Below are 18,502 nucleotides of genomic sequence, written 5' to 3' on the forward strand. Positions count from 1 at the left end.
AGGAGCGGCAACGCAACACCGTTCAGCGGGGCGGTTTTTTTCCGGTTGGGCCCACCGCATGGGTTTCTGGAGGGGTGGGAGAGTGGTTAAATCCAGCAGACTGTAAATCTGCCCGCTTCGGCGTACGCTGGTTCGAATCCAGCCCCCTCCACCATTTGCAGCCGGTCTGCCGATAGGCAGATCAATCGATCCGGTGAATCGATTGAAGGCGGAGAATGCCCCGGCAGGGGCCTTCGCTCGCTCCCGCGAGCTTCGGCCAGGCAAGCCCCAACCTGTCATTCGAGCGAAGGCGGACCGGCGCGAGGCGCGCTCCCGGGCGCGTCGTCGTGGAAAGCCCCTTCAAGCCGATCGAGCGACGGCTGGCGATTGCCTGTCCGGCGGAACGGCTTCAGTGTAGCGCCTGTTGGCCACACATCATGTTCGAGCGGTTCAGGAGGCGTTTCATGACCCCGAAACTCACGATCTTTCTCGCCGGCGCCGCCGCGGTGCTGGCAGCGGCCTGCACGACCGCGGTCGATGGCGAGCCGAAAGGCGCTGCGGCCTTCGCCGACGATCCAAGGCTCGGCGAGCCCGTCGACCGGCTCTGCTTCGCGCGCCAGATTCACGGCTTCGGGCAGACCACCGACCGCACCATCGTGGTCGAGGCAAGCGTGAACGAGCACTATCTCATCGAGACCGCCGGCTATTGTCCCGATCTCGACTGGGCGCAGTCGATCAGCTTCGACGCCTTCTCCTCGTGCCTGTCGCGGGGGGATTCCCTCATTCCCTACACGAGCATTTTCGGGCCCGATCACAGCGATCTGCGCCCGCCGCGCGAGTGTCTGATCCGCGAGATCTACGCCTGGGATCCCGAAGCGGGCGAAGACTGAGCGGGACGCCGGCCGGGCGCGGCAGCTCCGGTCCGCACACCGGCAGCCCGCTTCGTGAGGCCGCTTCCGGCGCGGCGTGGACCTCGCTAGTCTCGCGCCATGTGCGAACACATTCACGCCCGCTTCGTCGAGATCGGCCATGGCCTGAGCCCCGCGCTCGGCGGCGCGCTGTCGCGCCTCGGCCCGGTGGCGTTCACCCCCGACGATTCCCAGCCGCTCTGTGAGCGGCTCGCCCGCTCGGTGGCCGGTCAGCAATTGAGCGTGAAGGCGGCGCGCACGATCTGGAGCCGGGTGGAGGCCGCGGCGGGTGACGTGCCGCTGATGGACTTCCTGCGCGAGCGCAACGCCGCCACCCTGCGCGCCTGCGGCCTGTCGGGAGCCAAGACCGCCGCGGTCTGCGCCATCGCCGCGGAGGCGCGCGCCGGCGGGCTGGACTCCGGCGAGCTGCGCTATCTCTGCGCCGCCGACCGCGCGCGTCATCTCACGCGGATCAGAGGTGTCGGCCCCTGGACCGCCGACATGGTCAACATGTTCTATTTCGGCGAGGAGGACATCTGGCCGGACGGCGACATCGCCGCGCGCAACACGCTGGCGAGCCTCACCAGCAAGCGGCGCAAGACGATCCGCACCGCCGAACGCTTCGCCCCGCACCGCACGCGCCTGGCGCTCTACATGTGGCGCTGGGTGGATGCGCGGCCGGACTGAGCGACCTCAGGACCGCCGATACGGCCTCTTGCTCACCCCCTCCGCGATCGGCGCGCCGGAATCCCGTTCCTCGACCGCCTCCTTGAACCCCACCTCCTGGGCGCGCTGGCGGAACCAGATGCCTTCGGGGGAGTGGCGGGCCATGCCGTCGAACAGGGTGGCGAAGCGCTGGGTGTTGGCGAGCCCTTGCGCCTCGACCGCTTGGTTGACGACCATCTTGGTCATCATCAGCTGGTTCCTCGGCACGCCCTTGAGGCGGCCGGCGAGCCTGTCGATCGCGGCGTCGAGTTCGGCTTCGGGCACGGCTTCCAGCGCGAGCCCGATGCGCTCGGCCTCGCGCCCGTCGATGAGGTCTCCGGTCATCATCAGGCGTTTCGCCTGCTGGGGCCCCAGGCGGTGGACCCACATCGCCGGCGTCGGAACGCCCCACACGCGCGCCGGCGGATAGCCGATGCGCGCATCGGTGGCCATGATCACGAAGTCGCAGCACAGCGCGATGTCCGAGCCGCCAGCCGCCGCCGCGCCGTGAATGCGCGCGATCGTCGGCTTGCTGGCGCGCCACAGGCTCATGAAGTCCTGCGTATTGCGCTCCATCATGGCGAAATCGACCATCGGGTCCCAAGGCATGTCCTGGCTGCCGGGGATTTCCCCCTCGGCCTCGGCGTATTCCTTCAGGTCGTAGCCGCCGCAAAATCCCTTGCCCGCCCCGCGAACCACGATGACGTGGACGTCGGGATCGTCCTCGGCGCGCTCCACCGCGCGGCGGATCTCGCCGGGCATGGCCTGGTTGATGGCGTTGAGGCGCTCGGGGCGATTGAGGGTGATCGTCGCGACCCGGTCGCCGGCCGTGTAGAGGAGGGTGGTGAAGTCGCTCATGTCTGCCCCGTCAGCGTGTCGATCTCGTCGTCGGAAAACCCGGCCTCACTCAGCACCGCCCGCGTGTCCGCGCCGATGTCGCCCTTGGCCGTCGCGCCCATGCCGGGGCGCTCGCCGTCGAAGCGGGCGGGGCTGCCGGGCAGGCGCACCGGCCCGGCCTTGCCGGCCTGCGCCTCGTAGAGGAAGTCGCTCGCGGCGAGCTGGGCATGGGTCAGCATCTCGTCGGAGGTGTTCACCTTGCCGGCCGGAACGCCCTTTTCGCGCAGGCGGGCAAGGATGGTCTCTATGTCGATCTGCTCCACCCTCGGCTCGCATACCTGCCGGATCGTGTCCCAGTTCAGGAAGCGGCTGGCCATGTCGGCGCAGCGTTCGTCGGACAGGAGCTCGTCCGCGCCCACCGCTTCGCACCAGCCGGTAAACTCCTTCTCCGACAGCATCACCACTACGAACCAGCCGCCCTTCGCCTTCCAGGGCCGGTAGACCTTGGCGATGGAGGGGCCTTCGCGCGCCGGGTCGGCGAGGGTGAGGGACATGTGCACGTCCATCCAGGAAAACGCCGTGGCGGCTTCCAGCATGGACACCTCAACGCGCCGCCCCCTGCCGTCCTTCTCGCGCGCGTAGAGCGCGGCGGTGACGGCCTGGACGAGATACATCCCCGAGACCTTGTCGCAGATATATTGCGGGTAGAGGGCGGGCTCCTGGCCGCCCGGACGCGCGGCGAGCCCGCTCTCGGCCTGGATCACCGGATCGTAGGCGCGCACGGTCTTGAGCGGCCCGCTCGGGCCGAAGCCGGTGACCTCGCCGATGATCAGGCGCGGATGGCGCCGCCGCAGCGCGTCCGCATCGAGGCCCATGCGCTCGGCGACGCCGGGGCGGTAGTTGTGCAGGAGCACGTCGGCATCCTTCAGCAGGCGCTCCAGCGCGTCGCGCCCGGCCGCGGTGGAGAGATCCAGGCGGATCAGCCGCTTGCCGCGCCCGAGCACGTGATGGGTCGAGCTCGCCCCGTCCTTGGCGATGAAGCCGAGCCGGCGGATGAGATCGCCGCCGGGGGGCTCGACCTTGATCACCTCGGCGCCCTGCTGGGCGAGCACCAGGCTCGCCAGCGGCCCGGCGACCACGGTCGTGAGATCGATGACGCGCACGCGATCGAGCACCATTGTCTCCTCCCTGTCTTCGTATCCAGGCTCACAGTGGCGGGCTTCGAACCGGTCTGCAATCTGCTAGCCTGACCACCCCGGCTCAGGAGGGTCTCATGGCCAAGGTACTGATTTCTCCGGACGAGGCGGCTGCGTGCGATGCGGTCTTCGTCGACGCGACCTGGTTCATGCCCGGTGCCGGGCGCACCGGGCAGGAGGCGTTCGCCGAGCAGCGCATTCCCGGAGCGGTCTTCTTCGACATCGACGAAATCGCCGATCCGACGAGCGCCCTGCCGCACATGGCGCCCGGCGCCGCGTGCTTCTCGCGCTGGCTGGCGGAGAACGCGCTCGATGCCGGCGCGCGCTTCGTCGTCTACGACCAGAACGGTTTTCTCGCCTCGGCGCGGGCCTGGTGGACCTTCGCCCGCTTCGGGCTGGACGTGCGCCTGCTCGACGGCGGGCTCGAGGCGTGGAGGGCGGCGGGACGCGCGCTCGAGACCGAACTGCCGCCGGCGATCGAGCGGTCCGCGCCGCGCATGCCGGTCCTGTTCGTGCGCGACGATGCGGTGAGCTGGGCCGACGTGCTCCACCATGTCGAGCGCGGCGATGCCGTGATCGTGGATGCGCGTCCCGCCGGGCGCTTCGCCGGAACCGATCCCGAGCCGCGCCCGGGCCTTGCCTCGGGCCACATCCCCGGCTCGGTCAGCCTGCCCTTCAGGAGCGTGATAGCCGAAGACGGGCGGATGAAGACGGGAGAGGCGCTCGAGGCCGTGCTGCCCGTCGCGGACCGCGCGCACCGCGTCATCACGACCTGCGGCTCGGGCGTCACCGCCGCCATCCTTCACGCCGCCTTCACGCAGGCCGGCTTCACCGATCTGCGTCTCTATGACGGCTCATGGACCGAATGGGCCGGCCGCGGCGACCTGCCTGTGGTGACGGGGGGCTAGAGGCTCGGCGGGGTCTTTCCTCCCCCCGCTTGCGGGGGAAGAAGGCGCCGCCGCTAGCCCGCGAACCGCACCAGGAAGCGCTTGGCCTTGCCGACCGACAGCACGACCGCGCCCGCCTCCCCGGCGTGGGCGCGAAGATCGGCGGTCTCCTCGGTGATCTTCTCGCCATTAGCCGAGACCGCGTTCTGTTTCACGAGCCGTCGCGCCTCGCCCTTCGAGCCGGCCGCGCCCACCTCGGCCATCGCGTCGATCACGGGCAGGGGCTCGCCTCGCGACGCCTCCAGGGTCGGCACGGCCTTGGCGATCATGTCGACGAGATCGGCATCGAGATCGGCGGCCTTGCCCGAGAAGATGATCGCGCTGGCACGTTCTGCGAGGCGGGTCTGCTTCTCGCCGTGGATGCGCGTGGTCAGCCACTCGGCGAGCGCCTTCTGCGGCCGGCGCTCGTGGGCGGGTGCGGCCTCGAGCGCCTCGATCCCGGCAAGCGGGATCTCGGTCAGCCAGCGCAGGAATTTCGGCGCGTCGGCATCGGCGGTGTTGAGCCAGAACTGGTAGAACTCGTAAGGGCTCGTCAGCGCCGGATCGAGCCAGACCGCGCCCTTTTCCGACTTGCCGTACTTCTTGCCTTCCGAGTTGGTCAGCAGGGGATAGGTCACGGCATGGCCCTGCACGCCTTCCATGCGGCGCAAGAGGTCGACCCCGCCGACGATATTGCCCCACTGGTCCGACCCGCCCATCTGCAGCGCGCAGCCATGGGCGCGGTAGAGATGCACGAAGTCGTAGCCCTGCAGCAGCTGGTAGGAGAACTCGGTATAGCTGATGCCCTGCTCGCGGTTCTCGATGCGGGTGCGCACCGAGTCCTTGGTCAGCATGGCATTGACCGAGAAGTGCTTGCCGACATCGCGCAGGAAGGAGATCACCCCCATGCCGCGCCACCAGTCGGCATTGTTGACGTAGATCGGCGCGGGACCCTCGGTGCGCGCGAAGAAGGCCTCCATCTGCGCGCGCTGGCTGGCGATATTGTCGGCCACCGTCTCCTCGGCCTGCAGCGAGCGCTCGGTGTCCTTGCCGGACGGGTCGCCGATCAGGCCGGTCGCCCCGCCGAGCAGCACGATGATCTGCCCGCCGCGCCGGCGATAGCGGTCCATGCCCAGAAGCGGCACGAGATTGCCCGCATGCAGGCTCGGCGCGGACGGATCGAAGCCGACATAGAGCGGCGGACGCACCTTCTCGATCAGATCGTCGGTCAGCTCGGCGGTCTTCTGGTGCAGCAGGCCGCGGGCCTGGAGATCGGCGAGGAAGGGCGTGTCGGTCATGGCTGCGTCTTCGCGAGAAAGGGTCCGGATCACGAGCGCGTAACGGCTCGCAAGAAGATTTTCAACTTTCGTGTGATTTTGTGGGGCGGTGCACATATGCCCCTTCCAACGGCGCCAATCCGCGCTAGCCTGTCCTCCTCAGCGAACGGCGTTCACCGCCGCCATCAGACAAGGGGAGGGGCCGTTGGCCGGACTCAAGGCACTCGAAGGAAAGCTGCGTCTGCCGGTGATCGCGGCGCCGATGTTCATCATCTCCAATCCCAGGCTCGTCATCGCCCAGTGCAAGGCGGGTATCGTCGGCTCCTTCCCGGCGCTGAACGCGCGCCCGCAGAGCCAGCTCGACGAATGGCTCGACGAGATCACGAGCGAGCTGGAGAGCTACAACGCGAAGCATCCCGACAAGCCGGCCGCGCCGTTCGCGGTGAACCAGATCGTGCACCGCTCCAACGACCGGCTCGAGGCCGACATGGCGAGCTGCGAGAAGTACAAGGTGCCCCTCGTGATCACCTCGCTCGGTGCGCGCGAGGAGCTCAATGACGCGGTCCATGCCTGGGGCGGGCAGACGCTGCACGACATCATCAATGTGAAGTTCGCGCGCAAGGCGCTGGAAAAGGGCGCGGATGCGCTCATCGCGGTGTGCGCCGGCGCGGGCGGCCATGCCGGCACGCTGAGCCCGTTCGCCCTGATCCCGGAGATTCGCGAATTCTTCGACGGCCCGCTGGCGGTATCCGGCGCGATCTCGACCGGGGCCGGCGTGCTCGCGGCCGAGGCCATGGGCGCGGACTACGCCTATATCGGCTCGGCGTTCATCGCCACCGACGAGGCGCGCGCCAGCGAGGACTACAAGCAGGGGATCGTGGAGGGCCACGCCGAGGACATCGTCTACACGAGCCTGTTCACCGGCGTTCACGGCAATTATCTGCGGCGCTCCATCGCCGCGGCCGGCCTCGATCCGGACAATTTGCCCGAAAGCGACCCGACGAAGATGAATTTCGGCTCCGGCGGCAACAGCGCGGCGAAGGCCTGGAAGGACATCTGGGGCTCGGGACAGGGCATCGGCTCGGTGAAACAGGTCCAGCCGGCCGCCAGCTTCATCAACCAGCTCGCGAGCCAGTACAACGGAGCCAAGCGGCGGGTCTGCGGGTAGGCGCGGTCCGGCCGCCGGGATGCTGGGGGCTGGATGAATCCCGGCGGCCGGAGGCGTGCCGCGTCAGGCCGGGGAGCCGAACGCGGCGACGATGGCGAGGATCGTCCCGATCGCCAGCACCATCTGGACGATGACGGCCACGACATTGGCATGACCCGCTTCCGGGCTCGCCTGGGCCGGGCGCTCGTCCCTGGGCTTGGACACGTCGCGGAACAGCAGCATGTCGACAATCCGCGCCGACGCCCCGTCATAGAAGCCCGTCGCCTCCACGCGCGTCTTCGGATTGCGGAAGGTGCCGAACATCATGTCGACGATGGGCAGCTCGGCATAATTGTAGGCGTGGATGCCCCGGCCATGGTGCAGGGCGTGGCTTTCCGGCCGGGCGATGAAGTAGCCGAGCCAGCGCGGCGTCTTCACGTTGGTATGGGTGAAGATCGCCAGCCACGCGCCGATCACGCCGATGATGCCGCCCGCCATCGGGTCGACGCCGACGAGCACGAGCGCGAAGCTCGCCACGAAGGTGAAGCCGACCGCGTCGAACGGGTGGAAGTAGAGCGCGCCGAACGTGTCGAGCCGCTCCTGGCTGTGATGCATCTGGTGGAACAGCCGCCACAGCGTGTCCGAGGCGTGCAGGGTGCGGTGCCAGGCCGCCTGGATGACCTGCAGGGCGAGATAGCCGAGCGGGACCTGGGCCCAGAGCGGCACGCCGGACAGGTCGAACAGCTGGAGATGGCCGATCCAGCCGTACCAGAGCAGCGGCGAATACCCGGCCAGCACGAAGAACAGCGCGGTCATGGCGAGCGCGCGTACGCGCCAGAACTTGACCTTGGGCAGTTCCCGGGCCGGAAACAGGGTCTCGAGCACCATCAGCGCGAGTAGACCCGCGACGATAAGCGCGTTAATCCAGTTGAAGATCATTTTTTATGCGTCCTCTTGTTCTTCTTGGGGGAGGACGGGGCTTTTGCGCACGTGCCGTGGGCACGAGCGTTTGAACGCACGTGGTAATATCGCGCATTCGCGTGGGAATTTCGTTGGAAGGAGGGCCGCCCTTCGATGACGCAGTCCGGTCTCGAGGTCGATCTTCTGGGGGAACTCACCGTGCGCCGGCGCGGCGAGGAGATCGCCCTTCCCCGCTCGAAGAAGACCCGGGCGCTTCTGGGCCTGCTCCTGGTCACCGCGCGGCCGCACCGCCGCGACCGGCTGTGCGAGATGTTCTGGGACCTGCCCGACGATCCGCGCGCGGCGCTGCGCTGGTCGCTGTCCAAGCTGCGCCCCGTCGTCAACGATCCGTGCCGCGTCCGTCTGCAGTCCGACCGCGAGCGCGTGGCGCTCGACACCAGCGACATCGTCACCGACCTGTCGGGCATCCGCGCGCTGATGGAGCAGCCCGAGCCGGCGCTGGAAGAGCTGCAGCAGGCCGCGCAACGCCTCGCCGATCCGCTGCTGGACGGGCTCGACCTGCCCGAACAGGCCGTGTTCGAGAACTGGCTGAGGGCCGAGCGCGAGGATGTCGTCGCGCTGGAGGTCCGCGTGCTGGCGCGCCTGGCGACGCATCCGCGCCAGACGCCGTCCGGACGGCTGTCCGCGGTGCGCCGCTGGTGCGAGGCCGCTCCGCTGGACCCGGAGGCGGCGAGCCTCCTGATCCGCACCCTGCGCGAAGCGGGACGCGCCAAGGAGGCGAAGGCGGCCGAGCGCGAGATTCGCGCCCGCTTCGCCGAAGCCGGGCTCGCCTTCGAGCCGGACGGCGACGATACGCCGGAGGCTCCCGGCCCGGCCGCGCGCCGGCTGCTGCGGCGCCAGTCCATCCATTTCTGCACGGCGGGAGACGGCACGCGCATCGCCTACGCCACGGTCGGGGAGGGCCCGCCGCTGGTGAAGGCGGCCAACTGGCTCAACCATCTCGAACTCGACTGGGACGCGCCGATCTGGAGCCCGCTCTTTCGCGAACTGGCGCGCGACCACCGCTTCATCCGCTATGACGAGCGCGGCAACGGCCTGTCGGACTGGGATGTCGAGGACATCTCCTTCGAGGCCTTCGTCACCGATCTCGAGACGGTGGTCGACGCCCTGGGGCTCGACCGCTTCGCCCTGCTCGGCATCTCGCAGGGGGCGGCGGTTTCCATCGAGTATGCCGTGCGCCATCCCGGCCGGGTGAGCCATCTCATCCTGTTCGGCGGGTATCCCGCGGGCTGGCGGGTGGAGGCGAGCGCGGAGGAAATCGCCGCGCGCGAGGCGGTGATGACGCTGACCCGGACCGGCTGGGGCCAGGACAATCCGGCCTACCGCCAGATCTTCTCCTCCACCTTCATGCCCTCGGCGAATGCCGAGGAGCTGGCCTGGTTCAACGAGTTCCAGCGCCAGACGACCTCGCCGGACAACGCCGTGCGATTCCTGTCCGCCTTCGGCGATATCGACGTGCGCCACCGGCTGGGCGAGGTGCGCGTGCCGACGCTGGTGCTGCACTCGCGCGGCGACCAGCGCATCGCGTTCGAGACCGGCCGCGATCTTGCCGCGCGCATCCCCGGCGCCGAGTTCGTGCCGCTGGAAAGCGACGCGCATCTGCTTCTGGGCCGCGACCCGGCCTCGGCGGAGTTCATCGCGGCGATCCGGGAATTTCTCGGGGACGGGTGAGGGCTACTCCCCTTCCTCCTCGTAGCCGGCCAGGCTCAGCGGTCTCGCCTTGTAGCCCTCCAGCTGCGCCCAGCGCGCGAAGGCGTCGTCGCGCCCGTGGGTGATCCAGAGCTCGTCCGGGTCCACGTCCCTGACCGTCTGCGTGAGTTCGTCCCAGTCGGCATGATCGGACAGGATGAGGGGCAGTTCCACGCCCCGCTGTTTCGCTCGGGCGCGCACGCGCATCCAGCCGCTCGCGAACGCGATCACGGGATCGGGGAAGCGGCGCGCCCACGCGGTCTGGAAGGAGGCGGGCGGGCCGATCACGATCCGGCCGGCGAAATCGGTCCTTTTCCCGTCGGAATCGTTTACCGTCGCGTCGCGCAGCTCGCCGAGATCGACGCCGTGCTCCTCGTAGAGCTGGCAGAGCTGCTTCAAGGCGCCGTGGATGAAGATCGGCTCGTGATAGCCCGCCTCGCGGATGAGGCAGATCACGCGCTGCGCCTTGCCCAGCGCATAGGCGCCGACCAGGTGCGTGCGCTGGGGAAAGCGCGCGACGCTCGCGAGCAGCTTGGCGATCTCCTGGCCATCCTCGGGATGGCGGAAGACGGGAAGGGCGAAGGTGGCTTCCGACACGAAGACATGGGCGGGAACGACCTCGAAGCGCGCGCAGGTCGGATCGCGCCGGCGCTTGTAGTCGCCCGAGACGACGATCCTCAGCCCCTTCCATTCGAGCAGGACCTGCGCGGAGCCGAGCACGTGGCCGGCCGGGTGCAGGCTCACCTCGACCTCGCCGATCTTCGTGCGCTCGCCGTATTTCAGCGGCGCGCGGGCTCCGCAGAAGTCATCGCCATAGCGCGCGGCCATGATCGCAAGCGTTTCCGGCGTCGCGGCGACGCGCGCATGACCGGCACGCGCGTGATCGGCATGGCCGTGCGTGATCACGGCCCGGTCGGCGGGACGCATCGGATCGATGAAGAATCCGCCCGGCTCGCAGAAGAGCCCTTCGTGCGTCTCGCGCAGCAGCCGTTCGGGTCGGATCATGGAACAGGAGATAGGATGGCGCCGCGCGCGTGCCATCCGTCTCCATCAGCAAGATCTACTCCAGCGTCACATCGCCCACAGTCACCGTGCGATCGCCGAGCGGCTGGACCGGGCGGTAATTGTTGTCGTAGCGCGCAGTATAGGCCGCGATCTGCTCGGCCGAGGCGGTGATCGGGGTCTGGAGCACCGTCCAGGCGACACCTTCCGAGCAGGGCGGCGTCGTCAGCGAGCCGGGATAGCGCCAGGCGGTGAGATCCTCGGGCAGGAATTCGGCCGGATCGACGATCGTGCCGACCGGGATATGGCCCTGCGCCTGCGGCAGGTTGTTCCACACCGGATCAAGACCGGGCTCGGCCTCGCCCTCCTCGAAGAACACGCCGACGACGGCGAGCCGGCCGTCCTCGCTGGCGTGCACGAAATGGACCTCGAGCGGGTATTGCTCGCCCTCCACCGTGTGCTCGCTTTCGGCATGGAAGTGGAACTGGACGAGCTCGTACTCGGTGCCGTCCAGCGTCAGCGAGCCGGCATTGGTCAGGTTGGCCTGGATGGTGTGGCCGTTGTCGACGATGTCGGCGGCCTCCGCCACGGTCCAGTCGAGCACCGGTGTGACGGCCTCGCCGCCCTCCATGCCGGCAAGATCGATCGGGGACTGCTCGGTGCCGGTCTCGCACACGGCCCAGGCCTCGCTGAGATCGTCCCAGTTCGCCGGGGCGAGCTCGCCCTCATAGCCCCAGGCCGGCGCCGCCCTCTCCTCGGCCATGGTGTCGCCCTCGGCCTCGACCGGCTCGGCGTCCCCGGCCATCACGTCGCCGGGCGTGGCATCTTCCGGGGCCGCTTCGGAGGCTTGCTCGGGTGCGGCCTCTTCGGCCGGCTCTTGCGCCGGCTGTTCGGTTTCGGGGGCACAGGCGGCCAGCACGGCAAGGCTGGCGGAAAGGGTCAGCATCATGCGCATGGTCATGTCTCCCGCTGCGGTGAACGAATGCGAGCCAAAGATTGGTCGCCCGCTTGCGGGGTCAAGCCTGAAAGCGCCGAATTCGTTCCTCAGCTTCCTGCAGCGGTGGTGGCCGCGGTCGTCGCGGCCGTGCTGCTGGCGACGACTGCGGCGATGGCGGCGGCCTGTGCGGCGATCACGGCGGACAGCGCGCTGACGCTTCCTGCCGGCACGTCCCTGCCGCCCCCGGTGTGGATCAGCTGGGCCAGGCGCGCCCTGGCGTGGCCCGCGCTCGTCATGTGTTTCGGCAGCTCCCGCATGATCGCCTCGATGGCGGAGAGGTCCTCGGCGGCGAGCCCTTGCGCCGCCCACTGCATGGCAAGCGCCGCATCGCTGCGGTGCCTGAGATATCTCGAGCCCCTGCGCGCGGCCTCCAGCTTCCCGAAGCGGGCAAGCACCTCGCGCGGATCGCGCTCGAGGAGGGCGCACAAGCGCGCGCCTTCGCGCCTGTGGGCCTTCGCCCGACGGTCGCTCTCGAAGACCGCGAGGGCGAGGTCGCGGGCCCGTGCCACCGTCTCCGGCGCCTCGTCCCTGGCCGCGTGCGCGGCGGCGAAGGTGTCGGTCACCGCATTGTCGCGGCGCCACCAGGGCGGGGTGAGGGACCGCTTCAGCTCGAAGAAGCGGCGCAGCGTATAGCTCGATGGCTCCCCGGTCAGGCAAAGCACGAGCGCGGCGCGCGCGCCGCCGGCATGAAGGCCTGGCCCATCCTCCCGTTTCGCCTGCTCGCGCAGCCGGTTGCGCACGTCGAGGAAGCGCTCGGCCTGCACACCGTTCGCGGCGAGCAGCGCGGCGTAGACCCAGCGCAGATTGCCCGTGGGGGCGGACGCGACCAACCAGCTGGCCTTCAGCCCGGCCTCCAGCCCGGCCTCCAGGCTCGCATGGGCCGAGCGCGTGCCGCTCGCGAGCGCTTCGGGCTCGCCCTCTCCGGCGAGCAGGGCCGCGGCGGCGAAGGGCGCACCGGTCCGGTCGGGCCGCGGGCGGTTCGCGCGCAGCGCCTCCTCGAGGGCGAAGAAGCGGGAAAGGGTTTCGCTCATGTCTCTCCCCCGGCAAGTGGAGGGCAGCCCGTGCCGGTCCGCCCTCCTTCCTGGCATGGCCTCGCCCGGGCCTTAGTGTGCGGCGCCCGAACCGGCCTCGCTCTCCTCTGCGCCGTAGGCGGACAGATCCAGTCCGGTGTGACGGGCGATGAAGGCCCACCTGTCGGCAGTCTCCTCGATGATCTTGGAGACGGGCGTGCCCGCGCCGTGCCCGGCCCGCGTCTCGATGCGGATGAGGGCGGGGTCGTCCCCTGTCTCGGCGGCCTGCAGCGCGGCGATGTACTTGAAGGAATGGCCCGGCACGACCCGGTCGTCGGTATCGGCCGTGGTCACCAGAACCGCCGGATAGTCCGCGCCCTCCTCGATATTGTGATAGGGCGAGTAGAGCCGCAGATAGTCGAACATCTCCGGATCCTGCGGGCTGCCGTAATCGTCCACCCAGAAGCGCCCGGCGGTGAACTGGTTGAAGCGCAGCATGTCCATCACGCCGACGGCCGGAAGCGCCGCGGCGAACAGCTCGGGGCGCTGGTTGACGACCGCACCGACGAGCAGCCCGCCATTGGAGCGGCCGTAGACGGCGAGATTGTCCGGGCTCGTCCAGCCGAGATCGATCAGCTCCTCGGCGGCGTTGATGAAGTCGTCGAACACGTTCTGCTTGTTGAACAGGCGCCCGGCATCGTGCCAGTCGCGCCCGTACTCGGTACCGCCGCGCAGGTTCGCCATGGCATAGACGCCGCCCATCTCCATCCATTGCAGGTTGGAGACCGAGAAGTTCGGGGTGAGCGAGATCGCGAACCCGCCATAGCCATAAAGCAGGGTCGGCTGGCTGCCGTCCGGCGTGACGTCCCGGTGGTGCACGATGAACATCGGCACCTCGACCCCGCCCGTGCTCTCGTAGAAGACCTGGCTGACGACGTAGTCGTCCGGATTGAAGGTCAGCTCCGGCTCGCGGAAGACCTCGCTCTGCCCGGTCTCCACGTCGTAGCGGTAGATGGTGGTCGGCCGGTTGAAGCTGGTGAAGGCGTAGAAGGTTTCCGCATCGTCCGGCTCGCCGGAGAAGCCGCTCGCGGTTCCGATGCCCGGAAGCTCGACCTCGCGCACGAACTCGCCCTGCGGGGTGTAGACCGAGACCGCCGACTTCACGTCCTCCAGGCGCTCCACGACGAGGTGGCCGCCTACAAAGGAGACTCCCTGGATCGGCGCCTCGCCTTCGGCGATCACGTCGGTGAGCGTTGCCGGGTCGGAGAGGTCGACACGCACCACGCGCCCGTTGGGCGCATCGAGATCGGTGAAGAACAGGAAGCTCTCCCCGTCATTGCCGACATAGGAATGGTTGTTGGCGAAGCCGTCGAAGATCACGACCGGCTCGGCCTCGGGCTGCGACAGGTCGAGGATCCGGACGCCGTTGCCGTCCGTGCCCTTGCTCGAATAGATGACGAGATAGTTGCCGTCATTGGTCTCGCCGACGCGCCAGCCGACTTCCGGGCTCTCCGGGTTGGAGATGATCAGCCGGTCCTCGCCCTGGCCGGTGCCGAGCGTGTGGAAATAGGCGGCCTGGTCGAGGTTGAGCGAGGTGAACTCCTCGCCCGCCTCCGGCTCGGGATAGCGCGAATAGTAGAAGCCCGATCCGTCCTTCGCCCAGGACACGCCGGAGAACTTCACCCACTCGATCTCGTCGCCGAGCTGCTCGCCGGTCTCGACATCGACGACGCGGATCGTGCGCCAGTCCGAGCCGCCGTCCTGGACCTGGTAGGCGACGTAACGCCCGTCCGGACTCGGCCAGGTGCCGGCGAGCGCGACCGTGCCGTCTTCCGACCAGGTATTGGGATCGAGCAGCATGCGCGGTTCGGCGCCGGCCTCGTCCTGGACGTAATAGACCGACTGGTCCTGCAGCCCGTCATTGCGCGAGAAGAAATACCTGCCCCCCTCCTTCTCCGGCAGGGAGAAGCGCTCGTAGTCGTAGAGCTCGGTGAGCCGCTCGGAAATCGCCTCGCGCCCGGGCAGGGTGTCGAGATAGGAGAAGGTGACCGCGTTCTGCGCCTCGACCCATGCGCGCACCTCCTCGCTCTGGCGCACATCGGCTTCCAGCCAGCGATAGGGATCGGCGACCGCGACCTCGCCCTCGGCGGCGGATTCGTAGATGTCGGCGACGTCCACGGTCGGGGTCTCGGGATAGGTGAGGGCGGTCTCGCCGACCGTCTCGGCCGCGCCCGTCTCCTCCTGCGGCGCCTCGCCCGCGGGCTCGCCGCAGGCCGACAGCGCAAGGGCGGAGACGGCACTCATCAGGATCAGTCGCATGGGTCACTCCCCGGTTCTTGAAGATTTGCCGGGAAGTTAGGGATCACAAACGCCTCTGTCGATAAGTGAAGGTAGGCCTTATCTCTATGGCCATGCCCGACGCGTCCGCCCCGCCAGCCCTGCCCGAGCGCTTCGAGCGCTGGTTCGCTTCGCGCGGCTGGCGCCCGCGCGCGCACCAGCTGGAGATGGTTGCCGCGGCAGGGCGCGGCGAGGATGCGCTCCTGATCGCGCCGACCGGCGGGGGCAAGACGCTCGGCGGCTTCCTGCCGAGCCTCGTGGAGCTGGCCGGCATCGCGCAGCGGGAGGGCAAGGACCGCGAGCACAGGCTGCATACGCTCTATGTCTCCCCGCTCAAGGCCCTGTCCCAGGACGTCGCGCGCAACCTGATGACGCCGGTCGCCGAGATGGGTCTCGATCTCAGGATCGAGACGCGCACCGGCGACACACCCGCCTCCAAGCGCACCCGCCAGCGTCAGAGGCCGCCGGACATCCTGCTGACCACGCCCGAGCAGATCGCCCTGTTCTGCGCGCAGGAGAATGCGCAAGCCTTCTTCGGGGATCTGAAGGCCGTCATCGTCGACGAGGTCCATGCGCTGGCGCCGAGCAAGCGCGGCGACCTCCTGGCGCTGGGACTTGCCGCGATCGGCAGGTACGCGCCGCAGGCCCGGCGCATCGGCCTGTCGGCCACGGTCAAGGATGTCGAGGGCCATGCCCGCTGGCTCGCGCGCCAGGCCGGCGAGGATGCCCGTTTTGCCACCGTGGTTCGGGGCGAGGGCGGGGCGCGCCCGGAGGTGACGATCCTCACGCCGCAGGACCGCATCCCCTGGGCCGGCCATTCGGGCAGGCACGCGATCGCCGCCGTCTACGAGGAAATCAAACGCGCGAAGCTCTCCCTGATCTTCGTCAACACGCGCTCCCAGGCGGAAATGGTCTTCCAGCTCCTCTGGTCGATCAATGACGACAACCTGCCGATCGCGCTGCATCACGGCTCGCTCTCGGTGGAGCAGCGCCGCAAGGTGGAAAGCGCCATGGCGGCGGGCGTTCTCAAGGCCGTGGTGTGCACCTCCACGCTCGATCTCGGCATCGACTGGGGCGATGTCGATCTCGTCCTGCAGATGGGCGCGCCGAAGGGCTCGGCCCGCCTGATCCAGCGCCTGGGACGCGCCAATCACCGCCTCGACGAGCCCTCGAAGGCCATTCTGGTGCCCACCAACCGCTTCGAGCATCTCGAATGCACGGCCGCCAAGGAGGCGGTGGCGGAGAACGCGCTCGACGGCGAGCCCTTGCGCGCCGGGGCGCTCGACGTGCTCGCCCAGCACGTGATGGGCCGCGGCTGCGGCGATCCCTTCCTGGCCGACGAGCTGTTCGAGGAAGTCACCGCCGCCGCGCCCTATGCCCACCTTCCCCGCGAGACCTTCGACCGGGTGCTCGAATTCGTCGCCTCGGGCGGCTATGCGCTGGGCACGTACGACCGCTTCCGCCGGCTCGTCCGATCGAAGGCCGACGGGCGCTACCGCGCGCGCAACCGCGATGTCGCCCAGCGCCACCGCCTCAATATCGGTGCCATCGTGGAAAGCCCGATGCTGAATGTGAGGCTGGTGAGGGGCGGGGAGCGCAGCGCTCCTTCCTCCCCCCACACCCGCGGCGGCAAGCTGCTCGGCCAGGTCGAGGAATGGTTCGCCGACCAGCTCAGCCCCGGCGACACCTTCGTCTTCGCCGGCCAGATGCTGCGCTTCGAGGGCGTGACGGCGACCGATTGCCTGGTCAGCCGCTCGGCTGCCGAGGCCCCGAAGATCCCGAGCTGGCAGGGCGGCAAGTTCCCGCTCTCCACCTATCTCGCCGCGCGCGTGCGCGATCTCGTCCACGATCCGCAGAGCTGGCACCGCCTTCCCGGCCAGATCCGCGAATGGCTGGAGATCCAGCGCCAGCGCTCCATCCTGCCCGCGCCCGACCGGCTCCTGGTGGAGACCTTCCCGCGCGGAAACCGGCACTATCTCGTCTGCTATCCCTTCGAGGGCCGGCTCGCCCACCAGACGCTCGGCATGCTGCTGACGAGAAGGCTCGAGCGCGCCGGCTTCAAGCCGATGGGCTTTGTGGCGAACGAGTACGCGCTCTCGGTCTGGGCGCTGGAGGATCTGTCGAAAGCCGACATGGCCGAACTCTTCGCGCAGGACATGCTCGGCGACGATCTCGACGCCTGGCTCGCCGAGAGCGCGCTGATGGCGCGCACCTTCCGCACCTGCGCGGTGATTTCCGGGCTCATCGAGCGCCGCTTCCCGGGCAGCGAGAAGACCGGGCGCCAGGTCACCTTCTCCGCAGACCTCATCTACAACGTCCTCCGGGAGCACGAGCCCGATCACATCCTCTTGCAGGCGGCCTGGGAGGACGCGGGCTCCGGGCTTCTCGACATCCGCCGGCTGTCCGCCGCGCTGGCGCGTTTTGCCGGCCGGATCGATCACATGGCGCTCGACCGGATCTCCCCGCTCGCCGTTCCGGTCATGCTCGAGATCGGGCGCGAACCGGTCCATGGCGAGGCGCAGGATGCGGTCCTCGAGGACGCCGCGGGCGATCTCGCCGCCGAGGCGATGGCTTAGGAGACGGCCGCCGCCGCGGCGAAGGCGAGGGCCAGCAACAGCCCCGTCGTGCGGTTCGACTTGAAGACGGCAAGGCAGGATGCCCCGTCCTTCAGCCGCACCCGCATCAGCTGGCCGAACAGGTGGGCCGCGTAGAGCGCGAAGACCGGCGCGAAGATCAGCGCCGCGCCCGCCACGACCGCGGCTGCCGCGGCGAGCATGGCGGACAGCGCGTAGAACACCCAGAGCCCTGGAAGGATGCGCTCTCCGAGTGCGCGCGCGGAGGACTTCACGCCGACCAGGGCATCGTCCTCGATGTCCTGGCAGGCATAGATCGTGTCGTAGCCGATGGTCCAGAAGAAGGCCGAGGCATAGAGCAGGAACGCTTCCGGCGCGAAGCCGTGCGCGGCCGTGGCGAAGGCCACGAGTATCCCCCAGTTGAAGGTCAGCCCCAGCCAGGCCTGCGGCCACCAGGTGATGCGCTTCATGAAGGGATAGGCCGCCACCAGCGCCAGCGCGCCGAGCCCGGTGAGGATCGCGACCGGGGGCAGCTGGACCAGAACGAACAGCCCGACGAGGCTCTGCGCGACGAGGAAGGCCCAGGCCTGCCGCACACTGACCGTACCCGCCGCGAGCGGGCGGTCGGCGGTGCGCGCCACCTGCGCGTCGAGATCGCGGTCGACGATGTCGTTATAGGTGCAGCCCGCCCCGCGCATCGCTATGGCGCCGAGCGCGAACAGGAAGAGATACCAGAGATCGGCCGGCTGAAATCCCGTGTCCACGCGGGCCAGCGCGAGGCCCTGGAAGCAGGGAATCGCCAGCAGCCAGAAGCCCACCGGGCGGTCGTAGCGCGCCAGGCGCAGATAGGGCCGGACCGGCTTCGGGGCCCGGTCCACCCAGCTCGTCGGCAGGCTGTCGGCGACGCGTCGGTCTTCGGCTCGGCTCATGGGCCGGTG

At 69.1% G+C, this 18,502-nt stretch carries 15 protein-coding genes and 1 tRNA gene; 7 read left to right on the forward strand and 9 right to left on the reverse strand.

What is annotated here, in order from left to right; all coding sequences use genetic code 11:
* Positions 1-68 precede the first annotated feature (68 nt).
* The 3 genes from JW792_RS01395 to JW792_RS01405 all read left to right on the forward strand — a co-directional run bounded on the left by JW792_RS01395 (position 69) and on the right by JW792_RS01405 (position 1,574).
* Positions 69-154, forward strand: a tRNA-Tyr gene (locus JW792_RS01395).
* A gap of 289 nt (positions 155-443) precedes the next feature.
* Positions 444-869 (forward strand): DUF6491 family protein, encoded by a 426-nt coding sequence (locus JW792_RS01400; protein ID WP_135994438.1) that lies wholly within the window; start codon positions 444-446, stop codon positions 867-869.
* Positions 870-968: 99 nt separating this feature from the next.
* Positions 969-1,574 carry a DNA-3-methyladenine glycosylase family protein gene (locus JW792_RS01405; RefSeq protein WP_135994437.1) on the forward strand — a complete coding sequence of 202 codons (606 nt, stop codon included), beginning with the start codon at positions 969-971 and terminating at the stop codon, positions 1,572-1,574.
* Between the two features lie 6 nt (positions 1,575-1,580).
* Here JW792_RS01405 and JW792_RS01410 read toward each other — a convergent pair whose 3' ends face one another.
* Together JW792_RS01410 and JW792_RS01415 are read right to left on the reverse strand one after the other, a co-directional pair.
* A complete protein-coding gene (locus tag JW792_RS01410; RefSeq protein WP_135994436.1) occupies positions 1,581-2,450 on the reverse strand; it encodes a crotonase/enoyl-CoA hydratase family protein in 870 nt (289 codons plus the stop codon).
* On the reverse strand, positions 2,447-3,607 hold the full coding sequence (locus tag JW792_RS01415; protein ID WP_135994435.1) for a CaiB/BaiF CoA transferase family protein: 1,161 nt from the start codon (positions 3,605-3,607) through the stop codon (positions 2,447-2,449). The genes JW792_RS01410 and JW792_RS01415 overlap by 4 nt, the downstream gene beginning before the upstream one ends.
* 95 nt (positions 3,608-3,702) lie before the next feature.
* Between JW792_RS01415 and JW792_RS01420 the strand changes: the two genes are divergently transcribed.
* A complete protein-coding gene (locus tag JW792_RS01420; RefSeq protein WP_135994434.1) occupies positions 3,703-4,533 on the forward strand; it encodes a sulfurtransferase in 831 nt (276 codons plus the stop codon).
* A gap of 53 nt (positions 4,534-4,586) precedes the next feature.
* On the opposite strand, the gene tyrS is transcribed toward JW792_RS01420, so the two are convergent.
* Positions 4,587-5,849 (reverse strand): tyrosine--tRNA ligase, encoded by a 1,263-nt coding sequence (tyrS, locus tag JW792_RS01425; RefSeq protein WP_158291509.1) that lies wholly within the window; start codon positions 5,847-5,849, stop codon positions 4,587-4,589.
* A 241-nt stretch (positions 5,850-6,090) separates the two neighbouring features.
* On the opposite strand from tyrS, the gene JW792_RS01430 reads away from it, so the two are divergent.
* Complete coding sequence (locus JW792_RS01430; protein ID WP_135995234.1) at positions 6,091-6,996, forward strand: NAD(P)H-dependent flavin oxidoreductase; 906 nt, start codon at positions 6,091-6,093, stop codon at positions 6,994-6,996.
* A gap of 63 nt (positions 6,997-7,059) precedes the next feature.
* Here JW792_RS01430 and JW792_RS01435 read toward each other — a convergent pair whose 3' ends face one another.
* Positions 7,060-7,914: a sterol desaturase family protein gene (locus JW792_RS01435; protein WP_135994432.1), complete on the reverse strand. Its 855-nt coding sequence runs from the start codon at positions 7,912-7,914 to the stop codon at positions 7,060-7,062.
* A gap of 135 nt (positions 7,915-8,049) precedes the next feature.
* Between JW792_RS01435 and JW792_RS01440 the strand changes: the two genes are divergently transcribed.
* Positions 8,050-9,627 carry a bifunctional AfsR/SARP family transcriptional regulator/alpha/beta hydrolase gene (locus JW792_RS01440; RefSeq protein WP_135994431.1) on the forward strand — a complete coding sequence of 526 codons (1,578 nt, stop codon included), beginning with the start codon at positions 8,050-8,052 and terminating at the stop codon, positions 9,625-9,627.
* Between the two features lie 3 nt (positions 9,628-9,630).
* Here the strand turns inward: JW792_RS01440 and JW792_RS01445 are convergent, their stop codons facing one another.
* The 4 genes from JW792_RS01445 to JW792_RS01460 form a co-directional block, all read right to left on the reverse strand.
* A complete protein-coding gene (locus tag JW792_RS01445) occupies positions 9,631-10,650 on the reverse strand; it encodes a ligase-associated DNA damage response exonuclease (RefSeq protein WP_135994430.1) in 1,020 nt (339 codons plus the stop codon).
* A gap of 55 nt (positions 10,651-10,705) precedes the next feature.
* A complete protein-coding gene (locus tag JW792_RS01450; RefSeq protein ID WP_241095028.1) occupies positions 10,706-11,602 on the reverse strand; it encodes a carbonic anhydrase in 897 nt (298 codons plus the stop codon).
* Positions 11,603-11,691: 89 nt separating this feature from the next.
* Positions 11,692-12,675: a hypothetical protein gene (locus JW792_RS01455; RefSeq protein ID WP_135994429.1), complete on the reverse strand. Its 984-nt coding sequence runs from the start codon at positions 12,673-12,675 to the stop codon at positions 11,692-11,694.
* A 72-nt stretch (positions 12,676-12,747) separates the two neighbouring features.
* The gene (locus JW792_RS01460) at positions 12,748-14,973 is read right to left on the reverse strand and encodes a prolyl oligopeptidase family serine peptidase (RefSeq protein ID WP_135994428.1); all 2,226 of its coding nucleotides are present in this window, start codon (positions 14,971-14,973) and stop codon (positions 12,748-12,750) included.
* A gap of 86 nt (positions 14,974-15,059) precedes the next feature.
* Between JW792_RS01460 and JW792_RS01465 the strand changes: the two genes are divergently transcribed.
* On the forward strand, positions 15,060-17,567 hold the full coding sequence (locus JW792_RS01465) for a ligase-associated DNA damage response DEXH box helicase (protein WP_135994427.1): 2,508 nt from the start codon (positions 15,060-15,062) through the stop codon (positions 17,565-17,567).
* On the opposite strand, the gene ubiA is transcribed toward JW792_RS01465, so the two are convergent.
* Positions 17,564-18,493 (reverse strand): 4-hydroxybenzoate octaprenyltransferase, encoded by a 930-nt coding sequence (gene ubiA / locus JW792_RS01470; RefSeq protein ID WP_135994426.1) that lies wholly within the window; start codon positions 18,491-18,493, stop codon positions 17,564-17,566. The genes JW792_RS01465 and ubiA overlap by 4 nt on opposite strands.
* Between the last annotated feature and the right edge of the window lie 9 nt (positions 18,494-18,502).

The organism is Marinicauda algicola (genome assembly GCF_017161425.1).
Taxonomy (GTDB): domain Bacteria; phylum Pseudomonadota; class Alphaproteobacteria; order Caulobacterales; family Maricaulaceae; genus Marinicauda; species Marinicauda algicola.

Coding starts and splice junctions, on each gene's coding strand:
- JW792_RS01410 (WP_135994436.1), bottom strand. CDS start 2,450: ATGAGCGACTTCACCACCCTCCTCTACACGGCCGGCGACCGGGTCGCG.
- JW792_RS01455 (WP_135994429.1), bottom strand. CDS start 12,675: ATGAGCGAAACCCTTTCCCGCTTCTTCGCCCTCGAGGAGGCGCTGCGC.
- JW792_RS01460 (WP_135994428.1), bottom strand. CDS start 14,973: ATGCGACTGATCCTGATGAGTGCCGTCTCCGCCCTTGCGCTGTCGGCC.
- JW792_RS01400 (WP_135994438.1), top strand. CDS start 444: ATGACCCCGAAACTCACGATCTTTCTCGCCGGCGCCGCCGCGGTGCTG.
- tyrS (WP_158291509.1), bottom strand. CDS start 5,849: ATGACCGACACGCCCTTCCTCGCCGATCTCCAGGCCCGCGGCCTGCTG.
- JW792_RS01435 (WP_135994432.1), bottom strand. CDS start 7,914: ATGATCTTCAACTGGATTAACGCGCTTATCGTCGCGGGTCTACTCGCG.
- ubiA (WP_135994426.1), bottom strand. CDS start 18,493: ATGAGCCGAGCCGAAGACCGACGCGTCGCCGACAGCCTGCCGACGAGC.
- JW792_RS01420 (WP_135994434.1), top strand. CDS start 3,703: ATGGCCAAGGTACTGATTTCTCCGGACGAGGCGGCTGCGTGCGATGCG.
- JW792_RS01430 (WP_135995234.1), top strand. CDS start 6,091: ATGTTCATCATCTCCAATCCCAGGCTCGTCATCGCCCAGTGCAAGGCG.
- JW792_RS01465 (WP_135994427.1), top strand. CDS start 15,060: ATGGCCATGCCCGACGCGTCCGCCCCGCCAGCCCTGCCCGAGCGCTTC.
- JW792_RS01450 (WP_241095028.1), bottom strand. CDS start 11,602: ATGCGCATGATGCTGACCCTTTCCGCCAGCCTTGCCGTGCTGGCCGCC.
- JW792_RS01445 (WP_135994430.1), bottom strand. CDS start 10,650: ATGATCCGACCCGAACGGCTGCTGCGCGAGACGCACGAAGGGCTCTTC.
- JW792_RS01415 (WP_135994435.1), bottom strand. CDS start 3,607: ATGGTGCTCGATCGCGTGCGCGTCATCGATCTCACGACCGTGGTCGCC.
- JW792_RS01405 (WP_135994437.1), top strand. CDS start 969: ATGTGCGAACACATTCACGCCCGCTTCGTCGAGATCGGCCATGGCCTG.
- JW792_RS01440 (WP_135994431.1), top strand. CDS start 8,050: ATGACGCAGTCCGGTCTCGAGGTCGATCTTCTGGGGGAACTCACCGTG.